General features: G+C 39.7%; 15 protein-coding genes. 7 read left to right on the forward strand and 8 right to left on the reverse strand.

Translation table 11 applies throughout. From position 1 onward, the window contains the following. Positions 1-4 precede the first annotated feature (4 nt). From LY11_RS23050 to LY11_RS23060, 3 genes are read left to right on the forward strand one after another with little or no spacing between them, the layout of a single operon-like run. The gene (locus tag LY11_RS23050; RefSeq protein ID WP_111635972.1) at positions 5-1,441 is read left to right on the forward strand and encodes an MOP flippase family protein; all 1,437 of its coding nucleotides are present in this window, start codon (positions 5-7) and stop codon (positions 1,439-1,441) included. Next, entirely contained in the window at positions 1,442-2,020 is a 579-nt protein-coding gene (locus LY11_RS23055) for a gluconate 2-dehydrogenase subunit 3 family protein (protein ID WP_111635973.1), read from the forward strand. It begins immediately after the preceding gene. Between the two features lie 3 nt (positions 2,021-2,023). After that, positions 2,024-3,721: a GMC oxidoreductase gene (locus tag LY11_RS23060; protein WP_111635974.1), complete on the forward strand. Its 1,698-nt coding sequence runs from the start codon at positions 2,024-2,026 to the stop codon at positions 3,719-3,721. On the opposite strand, the gene LY11_RS23065 is transcribed toward LY11_RS23060, so the two are convergent. The 3 genes from LY11_RS23065 to LY11_RS23075 all read right to left on the reverse strand — a co-directional run bounded on the left by LY11_RS23065 (position 3,722) and on the right by LY11_RS23075 (position 6,967). After that, positions 3,722-4,615: a glycosyltransferase family 8 protein gene (locus LY11_RS23065; protein WP_111635975.1), complete on the reverse strand. Its 894-nt coding sequence runs from the start codon at positions 4,613-4,615 to the stop codon at positions 3,722-3,724. A 47-nt stretch (positions 4,616-4,662) separates the two neighbouring features. Next, entirely contained in the window at positions 4,663-5,463 is an 801-nt protein-coding gene (locus LY11_RS23070) for a glycosyltransferase (RefSeq protein ID WP_245952867.1), read from the reverse strand. A 124-nt stretch (positions 5,464-5,587) separates the two neighbouring features. Further along, complete coding sequence (locus tag LY11_RS23075; protein WP_146610905.1) at positions 5,588-6,967, reverse strand: hypothetical protein; 1,380 nt, start codon at positions 6,965-6,967, stop codon at positions 5,588-5,590. 401 nt (positions 6,968-7,368) lie between these two features. Here LY11_RS23075 and LY11_RS23080 point away from each other — a divergent pair, with 401 nt between their 5' ends. Both LY11_RS23080 and LY11_RS23085 read left to right on the forward strand, forming a co-directional pair. Then, positions 7,369-8,235, forward strand: a complete 867-nt coding sequence (locus LY11_RS23080) for a beta-1,6-N-acetylglucosaminyltransferase (protein WP_111635977.1) — start codon at positions 7,369-7,371, stop codon at positions 8,233-8,235. Then, the gene (locus LY11_RS23085; RefSeq protein WP_111635978.1) at positions 8,204-9,226 is read left to right on the forward strand and encodes a hypothetical protein; all 1,023 of its coding nucleotides are present in this window, start codon (positions 8,204-8,206) and stop codon (positions 9,224-9,226) included. The genes LY11_RS23080 and LY11_RS23085 overlap by 32 nt, the downstream gene beginning before the upstream one ends. 7 nt (positions 9,227-9,233) lie before the next feature. Here the strand turns inward: LY11_RS23085 and LY11_RS23090 are convergent, their stop codons facing one another. From LY11_RS23090 to LY11_RS23105, 4 genes are read right to left on the reverse strand one after another with little or no spacing between them, the layout of a single operon-like run. After that, positions 9,234-10,046, reverse strand: a complete 813-nt coding sequence (locus tag LY11_RS23090) for a methyltransferase, TIGR04325 family (protein WP_111635979.1) — start codon at positions 10,044-10,046, stop codon at positions 9,234-9,236. A 6-nt stretch (positions 10,047-10,052) separates the two neighbouring features. Beyond that, complete coding sequence (locus LY11_RS23095) at positions 10,053-11,156, reverse strand: DegT/DnrJ/EryC1/StrS family aminotransferase (RefSeq protein ID WP_211321640.1); 1,104 nt, start codon at positions 11,154-11,156, stop codon at positions 10,053-10,055. Further along, positions 11,134-11,505 (reverse strand): sugar 3,4-ketoisomerase, encoded by a 372-nt coding sequence (locus LY11_RS23100; RefSeq protein WP_111635981.1) that lies wholly within the window; start codon positions 11,503-11,505, stop codon positions 11,134-11,136. Before LY11_RS23100 ends, LY11_RS23095 begins: the two co-directional genes overlap by 23 nt. Beyond that, positions 11,489-12,349, reverse strand: a complete 861-nt coding sequence (locus tag LY11_RS23105; protein WP_111635982.1) for a beta-1,6-N-acetylglucosaminyltransferase — start codon at positions 12,347-12,349, stop codon at positions 11,489-11,491. Before LY11_RS23105 ends, LY11_RS23100 begins: the two co-directional genes overlap by 17 nt. A gap of 363 nt (positions 12,350-12,712) precedes the next feature. Between LY11_RS23105 and LY11_RS23110 the strand changes: the two genes are divergently transcribed. Together LY11_RS23110 and LY11_RS23115 are read left to right on the forward strand one after the other, a co-directional pair. Further along, positions 12,713-13,624 (forward strand): glycosyltransferase family 2 protein, encoded by a 912-nt coding sequence (locus tag LY11_RS23110; protein WP_111635983.1) that lies wholly within the window; start codon positions 12,713-12,715, stop codon positions 13,622-13,624. Positions 13,625-13,630: 6 nt separating this feature from the next. After that, positions 13,631-14,800 (forward strand): glycosyltransferase family 2 protein, encoded by a 1,170-nt coding sequence (locus LY11_RS23115; RefSeq protein ID WP_111635984.1) that lies wholly within the window; start codon positions 13,631-13,633, stop codon positions 14,798-14,800. A gap of 130 nt (positions 14,801-14,930) precedes the next feature. Here the strand turns inward: LY11_RS23115 and LY11_RS23120 are convergent, their stop codons facing one another. Further along, positions 14,931-18,989, reverse strand: a complete 4,059-nt coding sequence (locus LY11_RS23120) for a non-ribosomal peptide synthetase (RefSeq protein WP_111635985.1) — start codon at positions 18,987-18,989, stop codon at positions 14,931-14,933.

The following is an 18,989-nucleotide window of genomic DNA, read 5'->3' on the forward strand; positions in this document are numbered from 1 at the left end:
ACTTATGAGTAACAAAAAATTAGCTATCTCCGGCGCGAAGTGGACAACCATTTCAACTGTTGTTAATACCGTGCTGCAATTTGTCCAGATAGCGATTTTGGCCCGGTTGCTGGAGCCGTCTTCCTTCGGTATTGTCAGTATCAGTACTTTGGTGATCACCTTTTTAGGCATTTTTGCCCATTTCGGTTTCTCCAACTCTATCGTCTATAAACAGGAAAGTGACAACAAGGTCTTATCTACTATTTATTTTCTAAACCTGATGATTGGTTCTGCGATGTTTGTGATCATTTACTTTGGTTCACCGCTGCTGGTCATGTACTATAAAGAGCCGCGCTTACTAGAGGTACTTCATATTTCTGCTTTTTATTTCCCTATCGTTTTTCTTGGACAGATTTACAATATCCTCCTAGAAAAGGAACTGAAATTCAAGTCCCTGGCTTTAACGGAAATTGTTTGCTCCATATTAGCGACTACGATCACAATTATACTCGCGTACAAGGGCTTTCAGGCTAAATCTTTAGTATACGGTCTTTTGGCCGGACAGACGCTTAAAATGCTGGTTCAGAATGTAATTGGCAGGGTTTATTTTTCCCCGGTCTGGTATTTTAAGCTGAAGGAAATTAAAGAACACCTGATGTTTGGTATTTACAACATTGGGGATAGTCTTTTGGGCTTTGCTAACGGCAATATGGACACGATCCTGATTGGTGGTTTATTAGGGGTCAAAGAATTGGGGTATTATACAATTGCTTCACAGGTTGCGATTTACCCGGTAGCCAGGATCTGCCCGATTATTGTACAGATCTGTTATCCGATCATGGCCAGAATGAAGGAAAACCTGGAGCAGTTGAAAGGTGCTTACCTGAAGATTGTTGATTTTCTTTCTTATATTAATATTCCTCTGCTGGCCGGCTTGTATTTAATGTCTGCCAATGTAATTCCATTAATTTATGGTTCGGGATGGGATGCTACAGTGCCGCTGATTAAGATCTTTGTTTTTACAGGTATCTTCTCTTGTCTGATGTACCCGCTTTCTACGGTAGCTTATTCTACGGGTAAACCGAAGTTGCTGTTTTACCTGAACCTGATTACCCTTGTCATTAAATTCCCGCTGATTTACATCATGGCTAAACATTATGGAATTATGGGGATTGCTTATGGATTCTTAATCACGACCTTCATTACGCTGGTGATGAACTTCTTCCTGATCCAGTTTATGGTGGGTGATTTCATGAAAACGTTTCTGGAAAATATTGCCAAGCCAATTCTGTTTAGTGTGGCCATGGCTGTCGTTATCTTATTGTATAAACAGTTTATAGGGAATACTGGAACGTTCCACACCATGGCTCAGATTGCTTTGGGCGGAATGGTTTATGCCGCCTTAACTTTAAAATATAAGTTGTCACTCTCTGAAATCAAAAATTTAAAGCAATCCTTGTAAGTGGACAGAAGATTATATATTAAGAGTGTCTTCGGTTTAGCTGTAGCAGGTGCAGCTTCTTTCTCTATTCTTAAATGGGTGAGCATGAACAGGGCTGTTGTTCCTGCAGATCTCGTCCATAAAAGAGAATTGCTGGCTGAACTTGCCGAGCTGATCATCCCTCAAACAGATACTCCCGGTGCCAGGGCAGCGATGGTACATGATTATATGATTATGGTCATACTGAATTGTACGCCTGTAAAAGAGCAGAATAAGTTCATTGATGGGATTGCTGAACTGGAGGATTATACCGCTGAACGATACGGTAAGGATTTTTTGCAATGCAGCCTGGCAGAAAAAAAGATTGTATTGAAACACATGGCCAGAAATTCATCAGGCTATTCTTACAAAATTCTGAATAAAATTAATAACAAGCTTTTTGGGAAGCCATTTTTTCTGAAGCTCAGAGAACTCACTGTGGAGGGCTATTGTCAATCCCGGCTTGGGGCTACCCAGGGGCTTGCTTATGATTATATTCCCCATACTTTTGAAGCCTGCATTCCACTCCGTAAAAACCAGAAATCCTGGGCAACCAAGTAAATTATGTACATCAGCGATAAAAATAAACAACTCAATACCTATGATGCCATCGTAATTGGTTCAGGAATCAGCGGGGGATGGGCAGCAATGGAACTTTGTAAAAAAGGGTTGAAAACACTGCTTTTGGAAAGAGGCCGGGATGTAAAGCATATTATCGATTATCCAACCGCGAATCTTAATCCATGGGATTTTAAAGCCGGGATGAACAATACTCTAAAGGACCGGGAAACTGATCCGATTCACAGTGGTGCATACAGCCCCGCTGACAAGCATTTTTATGTCAGTGACGCTGAACATCCTTATGTACAGGAAAAGCCATTTAACTGGTACAGGGGGTATCAGGTAGGCGGCAGGTCTTTAACCTGGGGAAGACAGTGCTATCGTTGGAGCGATCTTGACTTTCAGGCCAATCACCAGGATGGGTATGGAATAGACTGGCCTATCCGCTATAAAGATCTGGAACAGTGGTATAGTTATGCAGAATCGTTTATTGGGGTAAGTGGTAACTGTGAAAATCTGGCGCAGTTGCCAGATGGCAAATTTTTAACACCAATGGAGTTGAATTGTATTGAAAAGCATTTGGGTGATTCTATCCGCAAGCATGACGAACACCGTTTATTAACGATTGCAAGGGTCGCTAACTTAACCAGGGGATGGGATAACCGCGGGCCTTGTCAAAACAGGAATTTGTGTACCCGGGGATGTCCTTTTGGCGGATATTTCAGCAGTAACAGTTCGACTATTCCAGCTGCAATGGCTACTGGTAATTTAACTTTAAGACCGTTTTCAATTGTGACTGAGCTGCTGTTTGATGAGCAAAAACAGAAGGCTAAAGGGGTGCGGGTAATTGATACTTTAACTAATGAAGTGCTGGAGTTTTATGCGAAGATTGTTTTTGTCAACGCATCTACGATTGCAACTGCGGGCTTATTATTGAATTCTGTTTCTTCGAGGTTCCCTGATGGATTTGGTAATGGAAGCGGGCAGCTGGGGCATAATCTGATGGATCACCATTCTTCTGCGGGTGCCTATGGTATACATGAATCTTATACGGACCAATATTATAAAGGAAGAAGACCTTGTGGATTTCTAATCCCAAGGTATAGGAATCTTCAGCAGGATAAAAGTCTTAATTTTAAAAGAGGGTACAATATCCAGGGTCATGGTGAACGGCAGGAGTGGATGGATAAAGCGCAAAGTATTGAAGGGTTCGGGGAAGAATTTAAAGCACAGCTTACTACGCCCGGTCCATGGTCAATCTGGATGGCCGGATGGGGAGAGTGTTTGCCTTATTTTGATAATAAAGTATCTTTAGATAACTTCCAGAAGGATAAGTGGGACCAGCCTTTAATTAAAATTGACTTTGCTTTCCGCGATAATGAGCATAAGATGATGTCCGATATTCAGCAGACTTCTGCGGAAATGTTCGAAAAGGCAGGATTCAAAAATATTGAAACTTTTAATTACAATAAGCCAGGAGGATCAACCATTCATGAAATGGGAACTGCCCGTATGGGACATGACCCCAAAACATCTGTTTTAAACAAGTTTAACCAGATGCACGAGGCGAAGAACGTTTTTATTACTGATGGCAGCTGCATGACTTCTTCCGCCTGTCAGAATCCATCTTTAACTTACATGGCTTTAACTGCCAGAGCGAGCCAGTTTGCTTATGAACAATTGAAGAAAGGGGAATTATAACTATTTTAAACCTAAAAGAGTTTTGGACTTTTCTAAAATATTATATAGCTTCTTTAAGTATCTTGAACTTTCTCCAATTGGTTTAAAGTTTTTCCAGCCTGTCATATTCAAATAGTAAAAGAATATTTCTTTGTATTTCTCACTATATTCGTATGACTTATAGATAGGCTTTCTTCCTGTAAAATGAATGAGGTATGGTTTTTCTTCTTCTGAATAAGCAAAGCGGTTCCATAATAAATCCAATTCCTTCCAGTGCAATGCGAGTACAGCATTCAGGCCATATTGATCCTCATAAACGGCATGTTTTTTATGTGCAGTCAGACAGTTAAGCACTTTATTGGTAATGTCAGCATTTCTCCACTTTTCTATATCAACAACCATTAAGCCGGAGTTGAAATATTTATTATCAGCTGGTATGCCTAACTCTTCATAATTGCTTATACCACCCCAGCGTGTCACCACCTGTATAAACTGATCCTGCACAGCACCAACTATTTTGCTTCCCAAATCTGTATGCCATAACTTGCTGATATCTTCAAGCATAATCATGTCTACATCCAAATATATAATTCGCTTGATAGATTTTGGAATGAAATGAGGGATAAATAATCTGATGTAAATATTTATTGGTAAACTGCTTTTGTCAACCGGAAGTTTGACATTTTTAGGTAGACATTCAGATTTAACCATCCAATGAATAGTTACAATTTCTGGATTACTCCCACTTAATATTTTTGATTTATTTTTCTTAGTAATTCCATCTTCTACAATAAAAAATTCTAGTTTTTCATCAGACTGATGATTTACTTCAATAGATCTGATTAAAGCTGCCAGTAAAATGGCATAGTGATTATCACAAACACAAATTATAGCAATAGGCGCTGATTTTTCCATTTTGTTGTAGTTCTTTTTTACGAGTATAATAATTTGAGTGCTTTAGCCTATTTTACCGTTTTTGTAAGTAATTGAAAATTGTATTTTAAAAATTTATACTTCGAATATATCAATTTAGCAATAGTAAAAGGAACACTATTGCCATTATTCCATGATTTTCTAAAGTTTGCAGTGCTCGGTTCTTCTACTGAATTTTCTTGTGTTAATAATCCATAATGGTCATCATAAAGCAGACATTTACCTTTGTTTTTAATGAAAGCAAAACTCATCTGCATTTCAGTTTGGTCACCGTTCAAGCCTTCAGGATATCTGCCGAAGTCTTTAAGAAAAGTTGACTTGCGCAAATGCGGATGATCTCCGTAAAGATAAAATTTGAGATTATTAGTATACCATGGTGACAGGTGGAACACTTTTTCAGAAAAACCGAGCTTATACGGTGTCATATAAGGATAAGGAGAATAAGAATACAAAGTTATCATATCCCATTTCTTATCTTGCTCCATAATTTGCAGCGCATCTGCGAAATGTTCCGGGAAAGTAGCCTTAGGAACAAAATCTTCCTGAATATATAACGTATATTCAGTTTGTACGCTATCCTGGCCTTTGTTTATATTATTCCCCAATCCTTTGTTAATTGGGGAAGTAATTAACCTGAAAGTATATTCCTGCTGTAATTTTTCGATGTACTGCAGTTGACTTTTCTCACTGCCATCATCAGAAATAACGATGTCTCCAAAATTACAGTCTAATTTTTTAAAAGCCTTTAAAAGCCGCTCAAGCGACTTACATCTGTTGTAATGGGTAATCAGTAAAGTAACGCTTGTAAAGTGGTATGGGGTGTTCATCATCTATTAATTGCCCGGCTAATGAATATAAATGTAATAAGATTGTTTGACAAGTAGGCAGATAGAGTGCCAAAAAAAAATCTCAGTTCATATATTGAGCTGAGATTTTTTTATAAAATTTATCTGCTTATTCAACAGCACCTATAGAGGGAGCTGTTGCGCTTCTTGGTTTACCATAGAAATCTGTGATGACAAATGGTGTTGGTCTGCCTTTAGATTTTGCAGGTGAATTACTGGTTAAATTCAGTGAAGTCTGGTCTGTAATCCCGTCTTGTGCAGCGGTTTCATTGTATAAGTTATACGAAGTGTTCGGAATAACTTCAGCCCATTGTAAAGCGATCATTTTCTGATTTGGAAGGAAATTGAATCCCAGGTTATTGTAAACATCCACCTTACCGCCCGACATGCCGTATACGTCAACTACGGCTGCTTGCCAGTCATTGGATTGGTTTAAATTGCCACAGGTATTGTTGAAGACTATGGCGTTTGTATAAGTTGTAATTCCTGGGGTTATTCTGTCAGAAAAAGATTGAACTTCAAAACCTGAGTATTTACGGGAGTTTAAAACGATGTTATTGTAGATCAGAATATTTTTTGGTGTACTGCCAACAGTATGGCCCCAGGCGCGGATTGCATTTCCCTGGTGATTAGTCACTAAGTTATTATGAAATCTACCATTTCCAGCAATCTGAAAGATACCGTTATGGTTGTTATTGCTGGTATTGATATTGTTGATTTTGTTATGGTGAATGTTGTAGTCTTCTACATTTCCCATAAAAACCACCGTCCCTACATCCGAAGCATTCTGGAAGTCAATGTTAGCGATCTCAATATTCTTCACTAATCCATACACCACTCCGCCCTGGATATATCCTCCGGTAGTCAGGAACTGCGCTGTATTGTCACAAGACATATTCAGGAATCTAAGGTTCTTGGAATAAGAGCCTTCTGTTCCATTATAAACATCATTGTATTTAAAAGTAATATCCAGATCACCGATGTTTTTAAAAGCTGCGTATTGAAACGTGAAGTTGTTCAGACTACCAGTGATGACTACTGCTCTGTAAGAGTTGTCTCTGAACGAAAATCCTTTAGCCAGTCCTGGCGTTCCGTCTCCGGAGATATATACGTTTTTCAGGTTTTCCAGAGACATCGCATTAAAGTTTCCTGCAACTTCCACAAGTCCGTCATTTTTGAAGGTAATCGGACATCCGTCGGCAGATAATACGTTCTTGATATTGATAGAAGTATAGCTTCCTCCTTTGATTTTAATCAGGTCATTACATTGAACGGCAAAAGTAGCACCGTCAAAATTAAGGACTCCTGATCCTGTACCAATATTGACTGTTCTTTTATAAACAATCGGCGCAGGCGCTTTGCTTGTATCAGCTCCTGATCCAGGAACAATAACCGAAATGTCAGGATTTTCAATAATTCCCTTTTTGCAAGAGGCCAGTAAGAAAACTGAAGAAATAGAGAAGAGGAATATGATTGTTAATGTTCTCATTTTTAATGGGATAGTTTTGTTGATTATTTTTTCAACATGGTGCATAGATACACATATTATTTATAATCCTAGAATATTATCAAAAAAAATGGGGAAATTTGGGTAATTATTTCCCGATTTACATCGGTTGATGTAAATTGATTAACCAGTTAGAAATGGGTCACCTGAATAAATATGGATAATGGTTTATTTTGCTAAATCGAAAATTAGTGCCCAGCGTAAATAAACAGATGGGTATTAATTTATCAGGGTCTGATTATCAGCCGTTTTTGACTGATATAGAATAATCATTTTTATTTATGATTAGTTTTGCACTATTTTAGAGCTGTCTTTTGATCAATACGGCTAATGAAAAATGTAACGCAATGCGGGTTTATAATTGGAGTTAATTTAGTTTTTCTATGCGTATAGCACATATCATAATTGCGCATAAAAATCCGGAGCAGTTAAATCGTCTTTTGTTAAAGATGCAGCATCCCGATTTTGATTTTTATATCCATGTGGATAAAAAAGTTGACATCAAACCTTATGAATTCCTGAGAGCTATCCGGGGCGTTAAGTTTATACAAGAAAGATCAATTTGTAATTGGGGAGGTTATAGCACGTTGCAGGCCATGATGAGTTCCCTTCAAGAAGTATTGCTGAATGGAGTGGAGTATGGGTTCTATAATCTGCTGAGTGCGCAGGATTATCCGCTGAAGAGCAACCAGGAGATCTGTGATTTTTTGCAGCAGAACAGCAGCAAATCATTTATCTATTATGAAGCAGAGGATTCCAAGTGGTGGGAAGGGGCAGTTTATAGGTTCCAGCGTTATCATTTAACGGACTATAATTTCAGCGGCAAGTTCTTTATAGAGAATATGCTGAACAAGATACTTCCTTTACGCAAGTTTCCGCTGGCTATGAAGTTATACGGAGGCAGCAAGTCCAGCTGGTGGACTATAAATAAGGAAAGTGCCGGTTACCTTGCGAATTATTTCGATACAGAGAATAAGATCAAGAAGTTCCTGAAATTTTGTTGGGGAACAGATGAGTTTGTGATCCCGACGATATTAATGAATTCCCCCTTAAAGGATCATATTGTCAATGATAACCTGCGTTATATAGATTTCCCGGATGGTATGGCAAACCCTAAAATTCTGACACTGGCAGATCTGGATAAATTGCGTGCCTCTCACATGCTTTTCGCCAGGAAGTTTGATGTTGGTATAGATATTGATATTTTAGCTGCAATCGATGAATACACCTCCAACAGTAAACAGGTTTAGTCCTGATCAGAATTTAGTCTTTCTTTCTTACGGTGCTGAGTCCGAATTTCGCAGAGCTATCTTTAGTATTTTAAGTTTTTACGCCTGGTCAGCAGCTAGTGATATTCACAGGACAAGGATTCTTGTGTATACAGATCAGCCCCATTTTTTTCAGGCTCACCTGGATCAGCCTGAAATTGAATATGTGGTCATGACTCCCCAGGTGATGGAAGAAATGTTAGGGGGCACCTTATTTTATCACCGCCGGAAGATAGCTTCCATCGATATGACTTTTAAGAAATATCCGCAGGACAGCTTGATTTTTATTGATTCAGATACTTTTTTTACTGGTGATGCGACCGCACTCTTCAATGGGATAACCAAACAGGATGCTTTCATGCACCAGCGGGAATATACTTTTGAACAAGGGCTGGGTATCTTTAAGAGCTTTAATGAGGGAGAGTTTCCCCAAGCATTTATTGACTATATCACTGACCGTGACCTGATGATTGGCGGGAAACCGGAAAAATTTACGAGGCATGATTATGGGTGGAATTCTGGTGTATTAGGCTTGCACAGCACTTTTGCGGAGTATATGCCTGATGTATTCAGGTTAAATGATGAGTTCTATAAGAACTCCTGCTGGTTTATCAGTGAGCAGATTGCCTTTTCATTAATCCTGCAGCGCAGAAAGACCTTACATGAAGCCGATGAGTTTGTACTGCATTACTGGGGCAAACGTCAGAAGGTAATGCTGGATAAATTGCTTGTTGATTTATTAAAGAGGTACAAGCTTGCTGAATTAAAAGATAAAACGCTGATCAAAAGAATAACAACCAGGTGGAAGTTCAAGGTTGAAGTTGATAAGGTTCAGGAACAGGCGGCAATTGCACTTTCTTTGGGTTCGTGGTTATATGGACTGAAAAAGAGTGCACAAGTATTGCTTAAAGATCCTTTAAACGTTCGTTTGTATCAGGAGTTAATCAACGCAGCCTGCTCAAAAAGGAAATAAAAGATTATCAGGGCCTGATTTTCCACAATGATCCTTCGTACCGGAAAGGTTTGAACTGGACATAATACTTTTCACTGGCAGCAATGAAATCGTATTCTTTCTCATAATTTTCATAAAGCTTGTCTTGTATTTTTACCCTGTTGAAAAAATAACATGGATAAGACGCTTCAATTCCATAAAATACCGTGGGAACATGCTGTATGGTGATCCTGTCGGCATTTGTGCTGTTATACCCTACATAATCGAGCATAATATAAGGGATTCTGGTTTCCTTGACCTCATCTAACAGTTGATAGGGTTTGTCAATATATTGCAGCACACTGCAGATCAGGAAGAGCTGCGGCTTGTTTTCAGCCATACATTCCTGAATACTGTTGTAGAATTTAATGTGTTCATTCTCAAAGTGTTTCTTTCCCGCTTCCACAAACTTGGGCTGCTCGATAATACACCACTTTAATTTTTTTAAGTGCTTCAGATAAGGGTAGTTTTGATAATAAGTTGTACCCAGGGAACCGCCAAAGTCAATGACGGTTAGTTCATTGTTATTTGTTGAAGCGATGTATAACAGTGTTTTCAATAAAGGGAAATTCATTTGAACGGTATCATAGGCGATCCCGTCCCTTTCATAAGCAATCTCCTTATTCTTAACCTGGTAAGTGGTTTCAATAATCCGGTTCAGAATATGATCTTCATCGTAGCCTTTACATTTTTCTTTGGCCTGTTCATAAGTCTTATAATTACCTTTCCAGCCATATTTAAAACTATACCATCTTAAGGTATTCACAATAGGAGGGGCAAGCTCTTTCAATAAATAGAACATCCTTCTTTATTTTAAATGAAATTTATTCATGACTTCGGTGACACGGAAAATATCTTCCTCTGTATGTGCAAAAGAACAAGGCAGGCTGAGTGTCTGCTGGTGTATTTTTGCAGAAACAGGATAGTCGAAATGCTGAAGTACATCTTTTAAAGCTCCCTGATCCTGGGGGGCTACCGGGTAGTGGACCTCTGTACCAATTTGGTTTTCAATCAGATATTGTTTCAACTGATCTCTTTCGGGGTGCAGGATATTGTAGATATGATAAACATTATAATAGTCCGGATCAAGTTTTGGTTTGATAAAATCAGCATTCAAATGCTCCGTATAGATCGCTGCCAATTTTCTTTTATGCGTATTGATCTCATCAAGGTGAGGCAGTTTAACCCTTAGAAAGGAAGCTTGTAATTCGTCCAATCTGGAGTTATAGCCAATTACTCCGTTATGATATTTTTTTTCCGAACCGTAATTCCTTAATTGTCTGATCTTTTGATAGTCTGATTCAGTTTGGCATAAAATAGCTCCGGCATCACCTAAAGCACCCAGGTTTTTTGTCGGATAAAAACTAAATGCACCGAAATCACCAAAAGTACCTGCTAATTTGCCTTTGTATTTCGCGCCATGTGCCTGTGCACAATCTTCAATCACTTTGAGCTCATGTTGTTTCGCCAGTTCCAGTATGGGGTCCATGTCACAGCATTGCCCATATAGATGAACGACCATAATGGCCACGGTTTTTGGGGTAATAGCGGCCGGAATTAATGCAGGATCAATGTTATAGGTGTGGCTGTCTGGTTCAACCAGTACGGGGGTGAGTCCGCATTGTATAATCGCCAGGATAGTTGCGATATAAGTATTGGAAGGTACAATGACCTCGTCGCCTTTTTGAAATTTACAGCATTGCAGGGAAAGAATCAGTGCATCCAGGCCATTGGCCACACCAGCTACGTAATTTTCCTGGTGGTAAGCTGCAAATTCCTGTTCAAACTGAGCCACTTCCTCTCCCAGTATATACCATCCTTTATTCAGAAAATCAGCAAACTTACTTTTAAACTTTTCTTCAAAAGGACGGTTGAGTATTTTCAGGCTTTCATATGGAATCATAAGGCTCATAAATATAGTCTTTAGGATCAAATGCTGTAGAGGCAAGCACTAAAAGAATTGCATCAGCCGAAAAATCGTGCATCACATGCCAGTCTTCAGGCAATAACATTAAACATTTTTCAGGACTGTCCAAATCAAAAATCTCTGTCTTTTTCCCGTTATTGTTAGTGATTTTGCAAGATCCTTTAATACATATGGCTGCCTGATGGGTTTCGTGGTGTCTGTGTCCTCCGCGATCAGTATCATCTACAGCATAAATGTAGAACAATCTTTTAATCTCAAAAGGAACAATGTTATCGAGTACCGTTAAAATACCTCTGCTGTCTTTAAAAGTCTGTATATTAAGTATGTGCGCCATTTGCTAATAAGTTCTTATCTATTAAATTGAGGATTTCCGGATGGTCGGCCATATTAAACTTCCTTGCAAACAGCATTTCTGAAGCTGCAAGTTTTTCGAAATCACTTTCGTCCAGTATTTTTGGGTTAGCGCCGCCAGCTGACCAGTCAATATATCTGTAATTGTTATTGACAATTCTATCTTTATATCTGGAATTCAGTAAGATGGTCTGGAAAACAAACTCATCACTCGCCCAGCATAAAGAGAAAAAGTATTTAAGTTTCTGATCATTTTCAACGGTATGCACCACATGTAAGGCCACTTCAGGACTTAACATCCAGAACATAGATTTACCATAAGGATGCAGGTTGTAAGGCAGCTTTCTTTTAGGAAGGACTTTATTGATCAGGTTTTCCAGCCTGTATTTCCCAATAAAATTATAGCTGGTCAGGAAATATCTTTCCATTCTGATCAGCCCTTCTTTCCAGTCGTTTTTGATGTCCCGGTAACTCAGGAATTCTTTGCCTTTGTTTTTTACGAAAAAATCATTGATATAATCAGCAGGTTTAAGCGGATAATCCTGTCCGCTCAGAAAATTGATAAAATCATATCTTATTCCTGTAGTTGTAATCTCTTTAATACATTCAAAGGTTGCGGTTACAGTACTGAAGCCAGCCCACCTGACATCGATCCTGTTGTTAATGAAATAAACGTTAGGGATGTCTTTAAGGAATAAGTGCGGGTTGATGTCAAACTTCTTATCTACATGAATATAGAAATCGAAATTGGGATGGGATAAACTTTTGATCATCCGCTCCGTTTGTTCAGGACTGGTATAAGTAAGAATCAGATGGGCAATACGCATTTTCTGGTAGAGTTAATGAAGATTTCATGTCGACTGTAACACCGACCCTATAGAAAAAATGGTGCCAGTATTAAAAAGCGGTTAAAACCCAGTAGGTTATTTTATACTAATTAATGTTTAAATGCTAACAGGCAATAAATTTAATATTTTATAGCTATTGCTTATAACTAATTATAATTTTGAGGTACAAATCGCAATAGTTGCCCAAATTGTAGATCCTCTTATACACAAATTTAAATATTTTATAATAATATCGTCGGAAATACCCGTAACTAAGCTATGATAATCTGGATTAAATATTGCTGATAACGCCGTAATCATTAGTATCAGATTACAGCACGGAAATTATTACTTTTACAAGGAATGAAACGCACTTCAATTATCACTGTTAACTTTAATCAGCCAGCGGTTACACTGGATTTTCTTAAATCGATAAGGCTTCATACCACTTTAAGTGAAGTGGAAGTTATCCTGGTTGATAACGGGAGCAGGGAAGATCATTCCGCTGTTTTCCTGAAAGAATATCCTGAGCTGGTCTATATTTCCTCCGCTAAGAACCTGGGGTTTGCAGGCGGGAATAACCTGGGAATTGAAAAAGCAAAAGGAGAATATCTTTTATTCCTGAATAACGATACCGAAATTACGGGAAACCTGGTGAGTGAACTGAGCGGGGCGCTTGAAGAAAATCAGGAAATCGGATTAATTTCTCCCTTATTATTGTATTTTGATGCACCTGATGTGATTCAATATGCTGGTTCGACAAAAATGAACTATATCACTTGCCGTAACAGTACCATTGGCATTATGGAAACTGATCGGGGGCAATATGATACGCAATACAGGGAAACAGCCTTCTGCCATGGTGCTGCCATGATGTGCCGCAAGGCCGATCTGAAGACTGCCGGATTAATGGACGAGAACTTCTTTTTGTATTATGAAGAGCTGGACTGGTGTGAGAAATTCAAAAAAGCGGGAAAAAAGATCTGGTTTACGGGCCGTACTAAAGTTTACCATAAAGAATCCATGAGTGTGGGAAAAGAAAGCAGTATCAAAACATACTTTATGACCCGGAACAGGATGTTGTTTATCCGCAGAAATACCGGCTGGTTGAATACATTGCTTTTTAGCTTGTATTATATGGGCATTGCCAGTCCGAAGCAAATATTAATGTATATCAGGAAGAATAGGAAGGACTTGATTAAATGGGTATTCCTGGGGTTGAAATGGAATTTTACCCATTCAAAAGATAGTAACGATTTAGGTTTTAAAATATAAATATTGATGATTATAGTTTTTTGGATCAGCATTTTTCTGATTGTATATACGTTTGTTGGTTACGGTTTTTTGCTTTATATACTGGTGAAAATCAAAGGATTGTTCAGCAAGCCGTTTGTTTTTAAAACAGATGCGGTCTTACCAACGGTTACCCTGATGGTCGCTGCTTACAATGAAGAAGATATTATTGAAGATAAAATACGGAATACTTTGGAGCTGGATTATCCGAAAGATAAACTTCAGCTTATCTTTATTACGGACGGGTCTTCCGATCAGACTGCAGCAAAGGTGAGTAGTTTTAAAGAGATCACATTGCTGCACCAGGATATAAGGGCGGGAAAGATGGCGGCTATTAAACGCGCTATCCCATTGATTAATGGTGCAATTACCGTGTTTACAGATGCAAATACTTTCTTAAATGCTGAAGCGATCAAAGAATTGGTGAAGCATTACCAGAATCCTAAGGTTGGGGCAGTTGCAGGTGAAAAGAGAATCCTGGTTGAAGCTTCAGCTGATGCGAGTTCTGCGGGGGAAGGTTTTTACTGGAAATATGAATCTAAGCTGAAAAAACTGGATTATGAATTGTATTCAAATGTAGGGGCGGCAGGAGAATTATTCAGTATCCGCACGGCGTTGTATCAGCCTGTAGAAAGTGATACAATTATTGATGACCATATGATTGCGATGCGCATCGCAGAAAATGGTTATGTGATTGCTTATGAGCCTGGAGCTTATGCGATGGAAACGGCATCGGCAGATGTAAAAGAAGAGCTTAAAAGAAAGATCAGGATTGCTGCCGGGGGTATACAATCCATTCTGCGCCTTAAAAAAGCAGCAAATCCATTCCGTAATTTTGTATTTACCTTCCAATATATCAGCCACAGGGTTTTACGGTGGACAATTGTACCGCTATTACTGATCCTGGTTTTTGTGCTTAATGGCATCCTTGCGTTTACACAGCCTGGTGCTTTTTACCAGGTGTTATTTGCTTTACAGGTACTTTTCTATGTATTGAGTATCATCGGGTTTTATTTTGAACAGCGGAATATTCGCGTAAAGGCTTTGTTCGTCCCTTATTATTTTTGCATGATGAATTACGCCGTACTGGCTGGTATTTCCCGCTATTATCAGAAAAATCAAAGTGCAGCGTGGGAAAAGTCGAAAAGGAAATCCTGATTTTAAGCTGTTCTCAGGGCATTGGGAGTAAACCGTCTCCTGTGGTTTGCTAAAATGTTATTTATTGGCACTGAGGCAGCCTGTGCAGCTACACTCAGTAAATAAATAACCGGCAGATACCGTTGCGTGTCTAAGAGACGCTGTCCAGTACCTGCTGCAGTGTTCTTGCAAACTCTTTATCGTAAGGAGCGAGCAGCATTGTTTTATGATCTCCGGGCACATCATGTACTTCAACTCCTTTTAAAGCATATTTCTGCCAGCCCAGGTATTTGAAATCTTCCACAAAATAGACATTATCAGTTGCCCTGAATAAATGTATTTTCTCTTCAAAGGGAGCTAGTTTATAGGCCTGGTAAGCAATATCATATTTCTTATCAATCCTTCGCATAATCTCATATATCCCCCCTGATTCTTCTTCCGTTTTGTTCTGGATACCAAATATTTCTCTTAACCTGGTGGTCATGATATGTCTTTGATAGTTTACTGTCGCTTTAGGGTTTTTGATAAATGAAGTGATAATCCACCAGAATTTTGGCAACTGTTTCTTCACTCTTTCTTTAAAAACAGAGAAGTTGTTTCCGTGGAAGTCCAGGTTTTTTGCATTGGTATCAAAAATACCAAGCATTTTAATTTCATGACCCAGTTCTCTTAATTGTCTGGCCATTTCAATCACGACATAACCTCCAAAAGAATACCCGGCAAGTGCGTAAGGGCCATGCGGATTTTGAGCCAGTATACTTTCTATATAGTAGCGGGCAATGTCTTCCATGTTATCCATAGGTTCTTCCACACCATCCAATCCTTGCGCCTGGATACCAAAAACAGGTTGTTCCTGGTCTACATGCAGCCCGATCCCACTAAAGTTAAGTACGTTGTACCCGCCTCCATGAACAATATATATCGGAGTTTTTGAACCCGAAGGTTTAATCGGGACCAGTGAAGTATAAGTAGTTGGCCGGTTCTGCCCATCCAGTAGTTTTCCTAAAGTCCGGATGGTCGGATATTCAAATAACGTAGCCAGCGGTAAGCCGTGTCCATTGGCTTTTTCTATCTGGATCATGAACTGAATGGCAATCAGTGAGTGTCCGCCCAGTTCAAAGAAATTATCATCAATACCAATTTCCTTGACATCCAGTAATTCTTCCCATAGTTTGACAATGGTCGCTTCTGTTTGTGTTTGCGGCGCGGTATATTTACTGAAATCACCGGCATGCAGATGGTCGGGGGCAGGCAATGATTTTTTGTCTATTTTACCACTGCTGGTTCTTGGGAATTCCAAAACCCAGACAAATACTGAAGGGATCATAAAAGCGGGTAACCTGCTCTGGATTTCATTTCTTACAAAAGCAGTGTCCTGATTTCCGGTAGCTGAAGCTAAATAAGCAACTAACCTTTTTTGTCCGTTATGGTCTTCTTTCGCCGTCACTACAACTTGTGCGATGCCTGGGATACGGCTTAATACCGCTTCTACTTCACCCAGTTCAATCCGGTAACCTCTTATTTTTACCTGGTCGTCATTACGGCCCAGGAATTCAATATTTCCATCGGGTAAAATCCTGGCTACATCACCTGTACGGTAAACGCGCACCTGTCTTGCGTCAGGTAAGTTTAAACTGACAAACTTCCCGGCCGTTAACTCAGGATTATTGAGGTAACCCGCAGCCAGGCTTGCGCCCGAGATACATAATTCCCCGATTTCTCCGGGAGCCAGTATTTCCAGGTTTTCGGTCGTAATATGAATAGCTGTATTCGCAACCGGACTTCCGATATTAGGTAAAGCGGGCCATTTTGAAGGGTTTCCGGTTAACTTCAGCTGGGTCACCACATGACATTCTGTAGGGCCGTATTGATTGTAAAGGATACAGCCCGGCACTGCTCTGAAAAACTGTTCAATCTGCGGGGTGATCTTCAATTGTTCCCCGGCAGTCATCACTTCCTGGAGTGCTTTAGGGAATTTTCCCATGCTTGCTGCTGTCTCCGCCAGGAATTGCAAGGCTACAAAAGGCAGGTAAATTCTGTTGATCTTTTTTAACTCAATCTTATCAAGCAGGTTATCAGGATTTAGCCGCAGTACATCATCAATCAGCATCAATTGTCCGCCCGCACAAAGGGTGCAGAATATCTCCTGAAAGGATACATCAAAAGTTAAAGGTGCAAATTGCAGGGTGATACTTCCTGCACCGGCAATGGAGTTGGCCATTTGCCACTGGATTAAATTGACCAGGGCAAGCTGCGTCATGTAAACACCTTTAGGTTTCCCGGTAGAGCCCGAAGTATATAATACATACCCGTTCGGATTTTGCAGACTGCTGTGTTGTACTGGCAGACTATAAGTAAGATCAAAGTCTATAGTTTGTAAATCCAGCTGTTGAAAGAACTTGTTTTCTACCGCCCCGGCAATACAGAAATGGAGTTTTGAATCATTAATGATCTGGCTCAGCCTGATTTCAGGATAATTAGGGTCAAGCGGCAGATAGGCTTTTCCTGCTTTAAGAATGGCAAGAACAGCTACAATCATATTGATGCCGCGGGTGGTACTGATCCCGATAATTTCCTCATTGGGTGCAAGTTTCAGAATGGCTCTGCTCAGGTTATCAGCCCTGATGTCCAGGTTACTATAACTAATAGACTCATCCTGAAAAGTAATTGCGGTCTGATCTTTAAAAACGGCAGCCGCTTTTTCAAACAAACCCTGAATGGTAATCCCGTTCAAAGCAGCAATTTCTGCGCTGAAATCGGGGGTGGTTACTGCTGAAATGGCCGTACTTCTTTTAAACACAGGTGCTGAAAGAAAATAGGGGGTATCCTGCTGAACCAATGTTTTGAGTTTCTGATCAGGATGTGTGGTAATAAACTTTAAGATGTTTTCAAAACCAGCCATCATCTGCTGAATGGTCTGCTGTTCAAATAACTGTGTATTGTATGACCATTCCAGAACAAAAGAGTTTTCTGAACCGCTGGCATTGATAAATAATTCAAAGCTTTCAAAAGCTCTGGGATTACTGATCAATTGATAGTCAAGCTGATCAAAAGCAACTCCGTCATCTAAGCCCATGTCTACATTGAAAACAACAGGAGCAAGGGGAATACGAGAAGGATCTCTCGCAATTTTAAGGTTTTTCAATAAGCTGCCCCAGGTAATTTCCTGGTGATCGAAAGCATCCAGTACAGCTGATTTTCTCAGCTTCAGGTATTCTTTAAAACTGTAGTTTTTATTCGGATAACTCCTGATCGGCAGAAAGTTTACACAATGCCCTACCAGGTTATAATGCCCGGTAACTGCTTGTCCGGAAGCCGGTAAACCCACAACAACGTCTCTCTGCCCGGTTAAAAGGTGCAGAAAAACTTCAAATGCAGCGAGAAAGGTAATCACCAGGCTGCTTCCTTCAGCTTTTCCTGTTTCTTTCAGCGCATGAATCAGTTCCTGGGAAACAGGGAAGTCCAGGCGGTTACTTTTGAAGGTTCTAAGCTGCGGGCGTTCATGATCAGTGGGTATATCCAGAACAGGAATATGCTGTTCATACTGGCTGAGCCAGAAATGTTCATTGGCCTTGCGCTCCGGACTCTTTGAAAAATCCAGCTGCTCATATGCAAAATCGGCTAAAGAAGTAACTTCTCCTAAAACTGGCTCTTTATGTTTTGCTAACGCAGTGTAGATTTTACTGATGTCCTGTAAAATAATCCCCAGTGACCAGCCGTCACAGATAATATGATGCCCTGTAAAAGTGAAATGATATTCCTGATCAGAAAGCTTTTGCAGGCCTGTTTTAAACAGCGGGCCGTTTAAAAGATCAAACAAGAACAGTGCATCATTGTCAGCGTACTGCTTAATTTGCTTTTCCTGCTCAGTGGTACTTAAGGCTGATAAATCTGTGTAATCGAGTTCATCTTTTACCTGGTCAAAAACCAGGATAGCAGCGCCATCCCTGCTAAAAGCAGATCTTAAGGCTTCATGCCGCTGTGCTACTCTTCTGATTGTATCTTTGAATAAAGCGGGCTCAATATTCCCTTTCAAACGGAGTGAAACAGATTCATTATAAGCTCTGCTCGCATCATTCCCGCCCAGCATACAAGAAGTCCAGATTTCTAACTGGGGCTCCGTTGATGGTGCAGTCCGAATGATTTCTCCTGCTATAAAAGGATCAAAATCAACTGGTTTGTAAGTTATGTTTTGTTTACGCGCTATCAT

It is taken from the genome of Pedobacter cryoconitis, assembly GCF_003259615.1.
Lineage (GTDB): Bacteria > Bacteroidota > Bacteroidia > Sphingobacteriales > Sphingobacteriaceae > Pedobacter > Pedobacter cryoconitis.

Bases quoted from the DNA above. Each gene is read 5' to 3' on its own strand.
- LY11_RS23095 (WP_211321640.1), bottom strand. From the start codon at position 11,156: ATGAGCCTTATGATTCCATATGAAAGCCTGAAAATACTCAACCGTCCT.
- LY11_RS23085 (WP_111635978.1), top strand. From the start codon at position 8,204: ATGAATACACCTCCAACAGTAAACAGGTTTAGTCCTGATCAGAATTTA.
- LY11_RS23090 (WP_111635979.1), bottom strand. From the start codon at position 10,046: ATGTTCTATTTATTGAAAGAGCTTGCCCCTCCTATTGTGAATACCTTA.
- LY11_RS23070 (WP_245952867.1), bottom strand. From the start codon at position 5,463: ATGATGAACACCCCATACCACTTTACAAGCGTTACTTTACTGATTACC.
- LY11_RS23050 (WP_111635972.1), top strand. From the start codon at position 5: ATGAGTAACAAAAAATTAGCTATCTCCGGCGCGAAGTGGACAACCATT.
- LY11_RS23105 (WP_111635982.1), bottom strand. From the start codon at position 12,349: ATGCGTATTGCCCATCTGATTCTTACTTATACCAGTCCTGAACAAACG.
- LY11_RS23120 (WP_111635985.1), bottom strand. From the start codon at position 18,989: ATGATAGCGCGTAAACAAAACATAACTTACAAACCAGTTGATTTTGAT.
- LY11_RS23060 (WP_111635974.1), top strand. From the start codon at position 2,024: ATGTACATCAGCGATAAAAATAAACAACTCAATACCTATGATGCCATC.
- LY11_RS23110 (WP_111635983.1), top strand. From the start codon at position 12,713: ATGAAACGCACTTCAATTATCACTGTTAACTTTAATCAGCCAGCGGTT.
- LY11_RS23075 (WP_146610905.1), bottom strand. From the start codon at position 6,967: ATGAGAACATTAACAATCATATTCCTCTTCTCTATTTCTTCAGTTTTC.
- LY11_RS23115 (WP_111635984.1), top strand. From the start codon at position 13,631: ATGATTATAGTTTTTTGGATCAGCATTTTTCTGATTGTATATACGTTT.
- LY11_RS23100 (WP_111635981.1), bottom strand. From the start codon at position 11,505: ATGGCGCACATACTTAATATACAGACTTTTAAAGACAGCAGAGGTATT.
- LY11_RS23065 (WP_111635975.1), bottom strand. From the start codon at position 4,615: ATGGAAAAATCAGCGCCTATTGCTATAATTTGTGTTTGTGATAATCAC.
- LY11_RS23080 (WP_111635977.1), top strand. From the start codon at position 7,369: ATGCGTATAGCACATATCATAATTGCGCATAAAAATCCGGAGCAGTTA.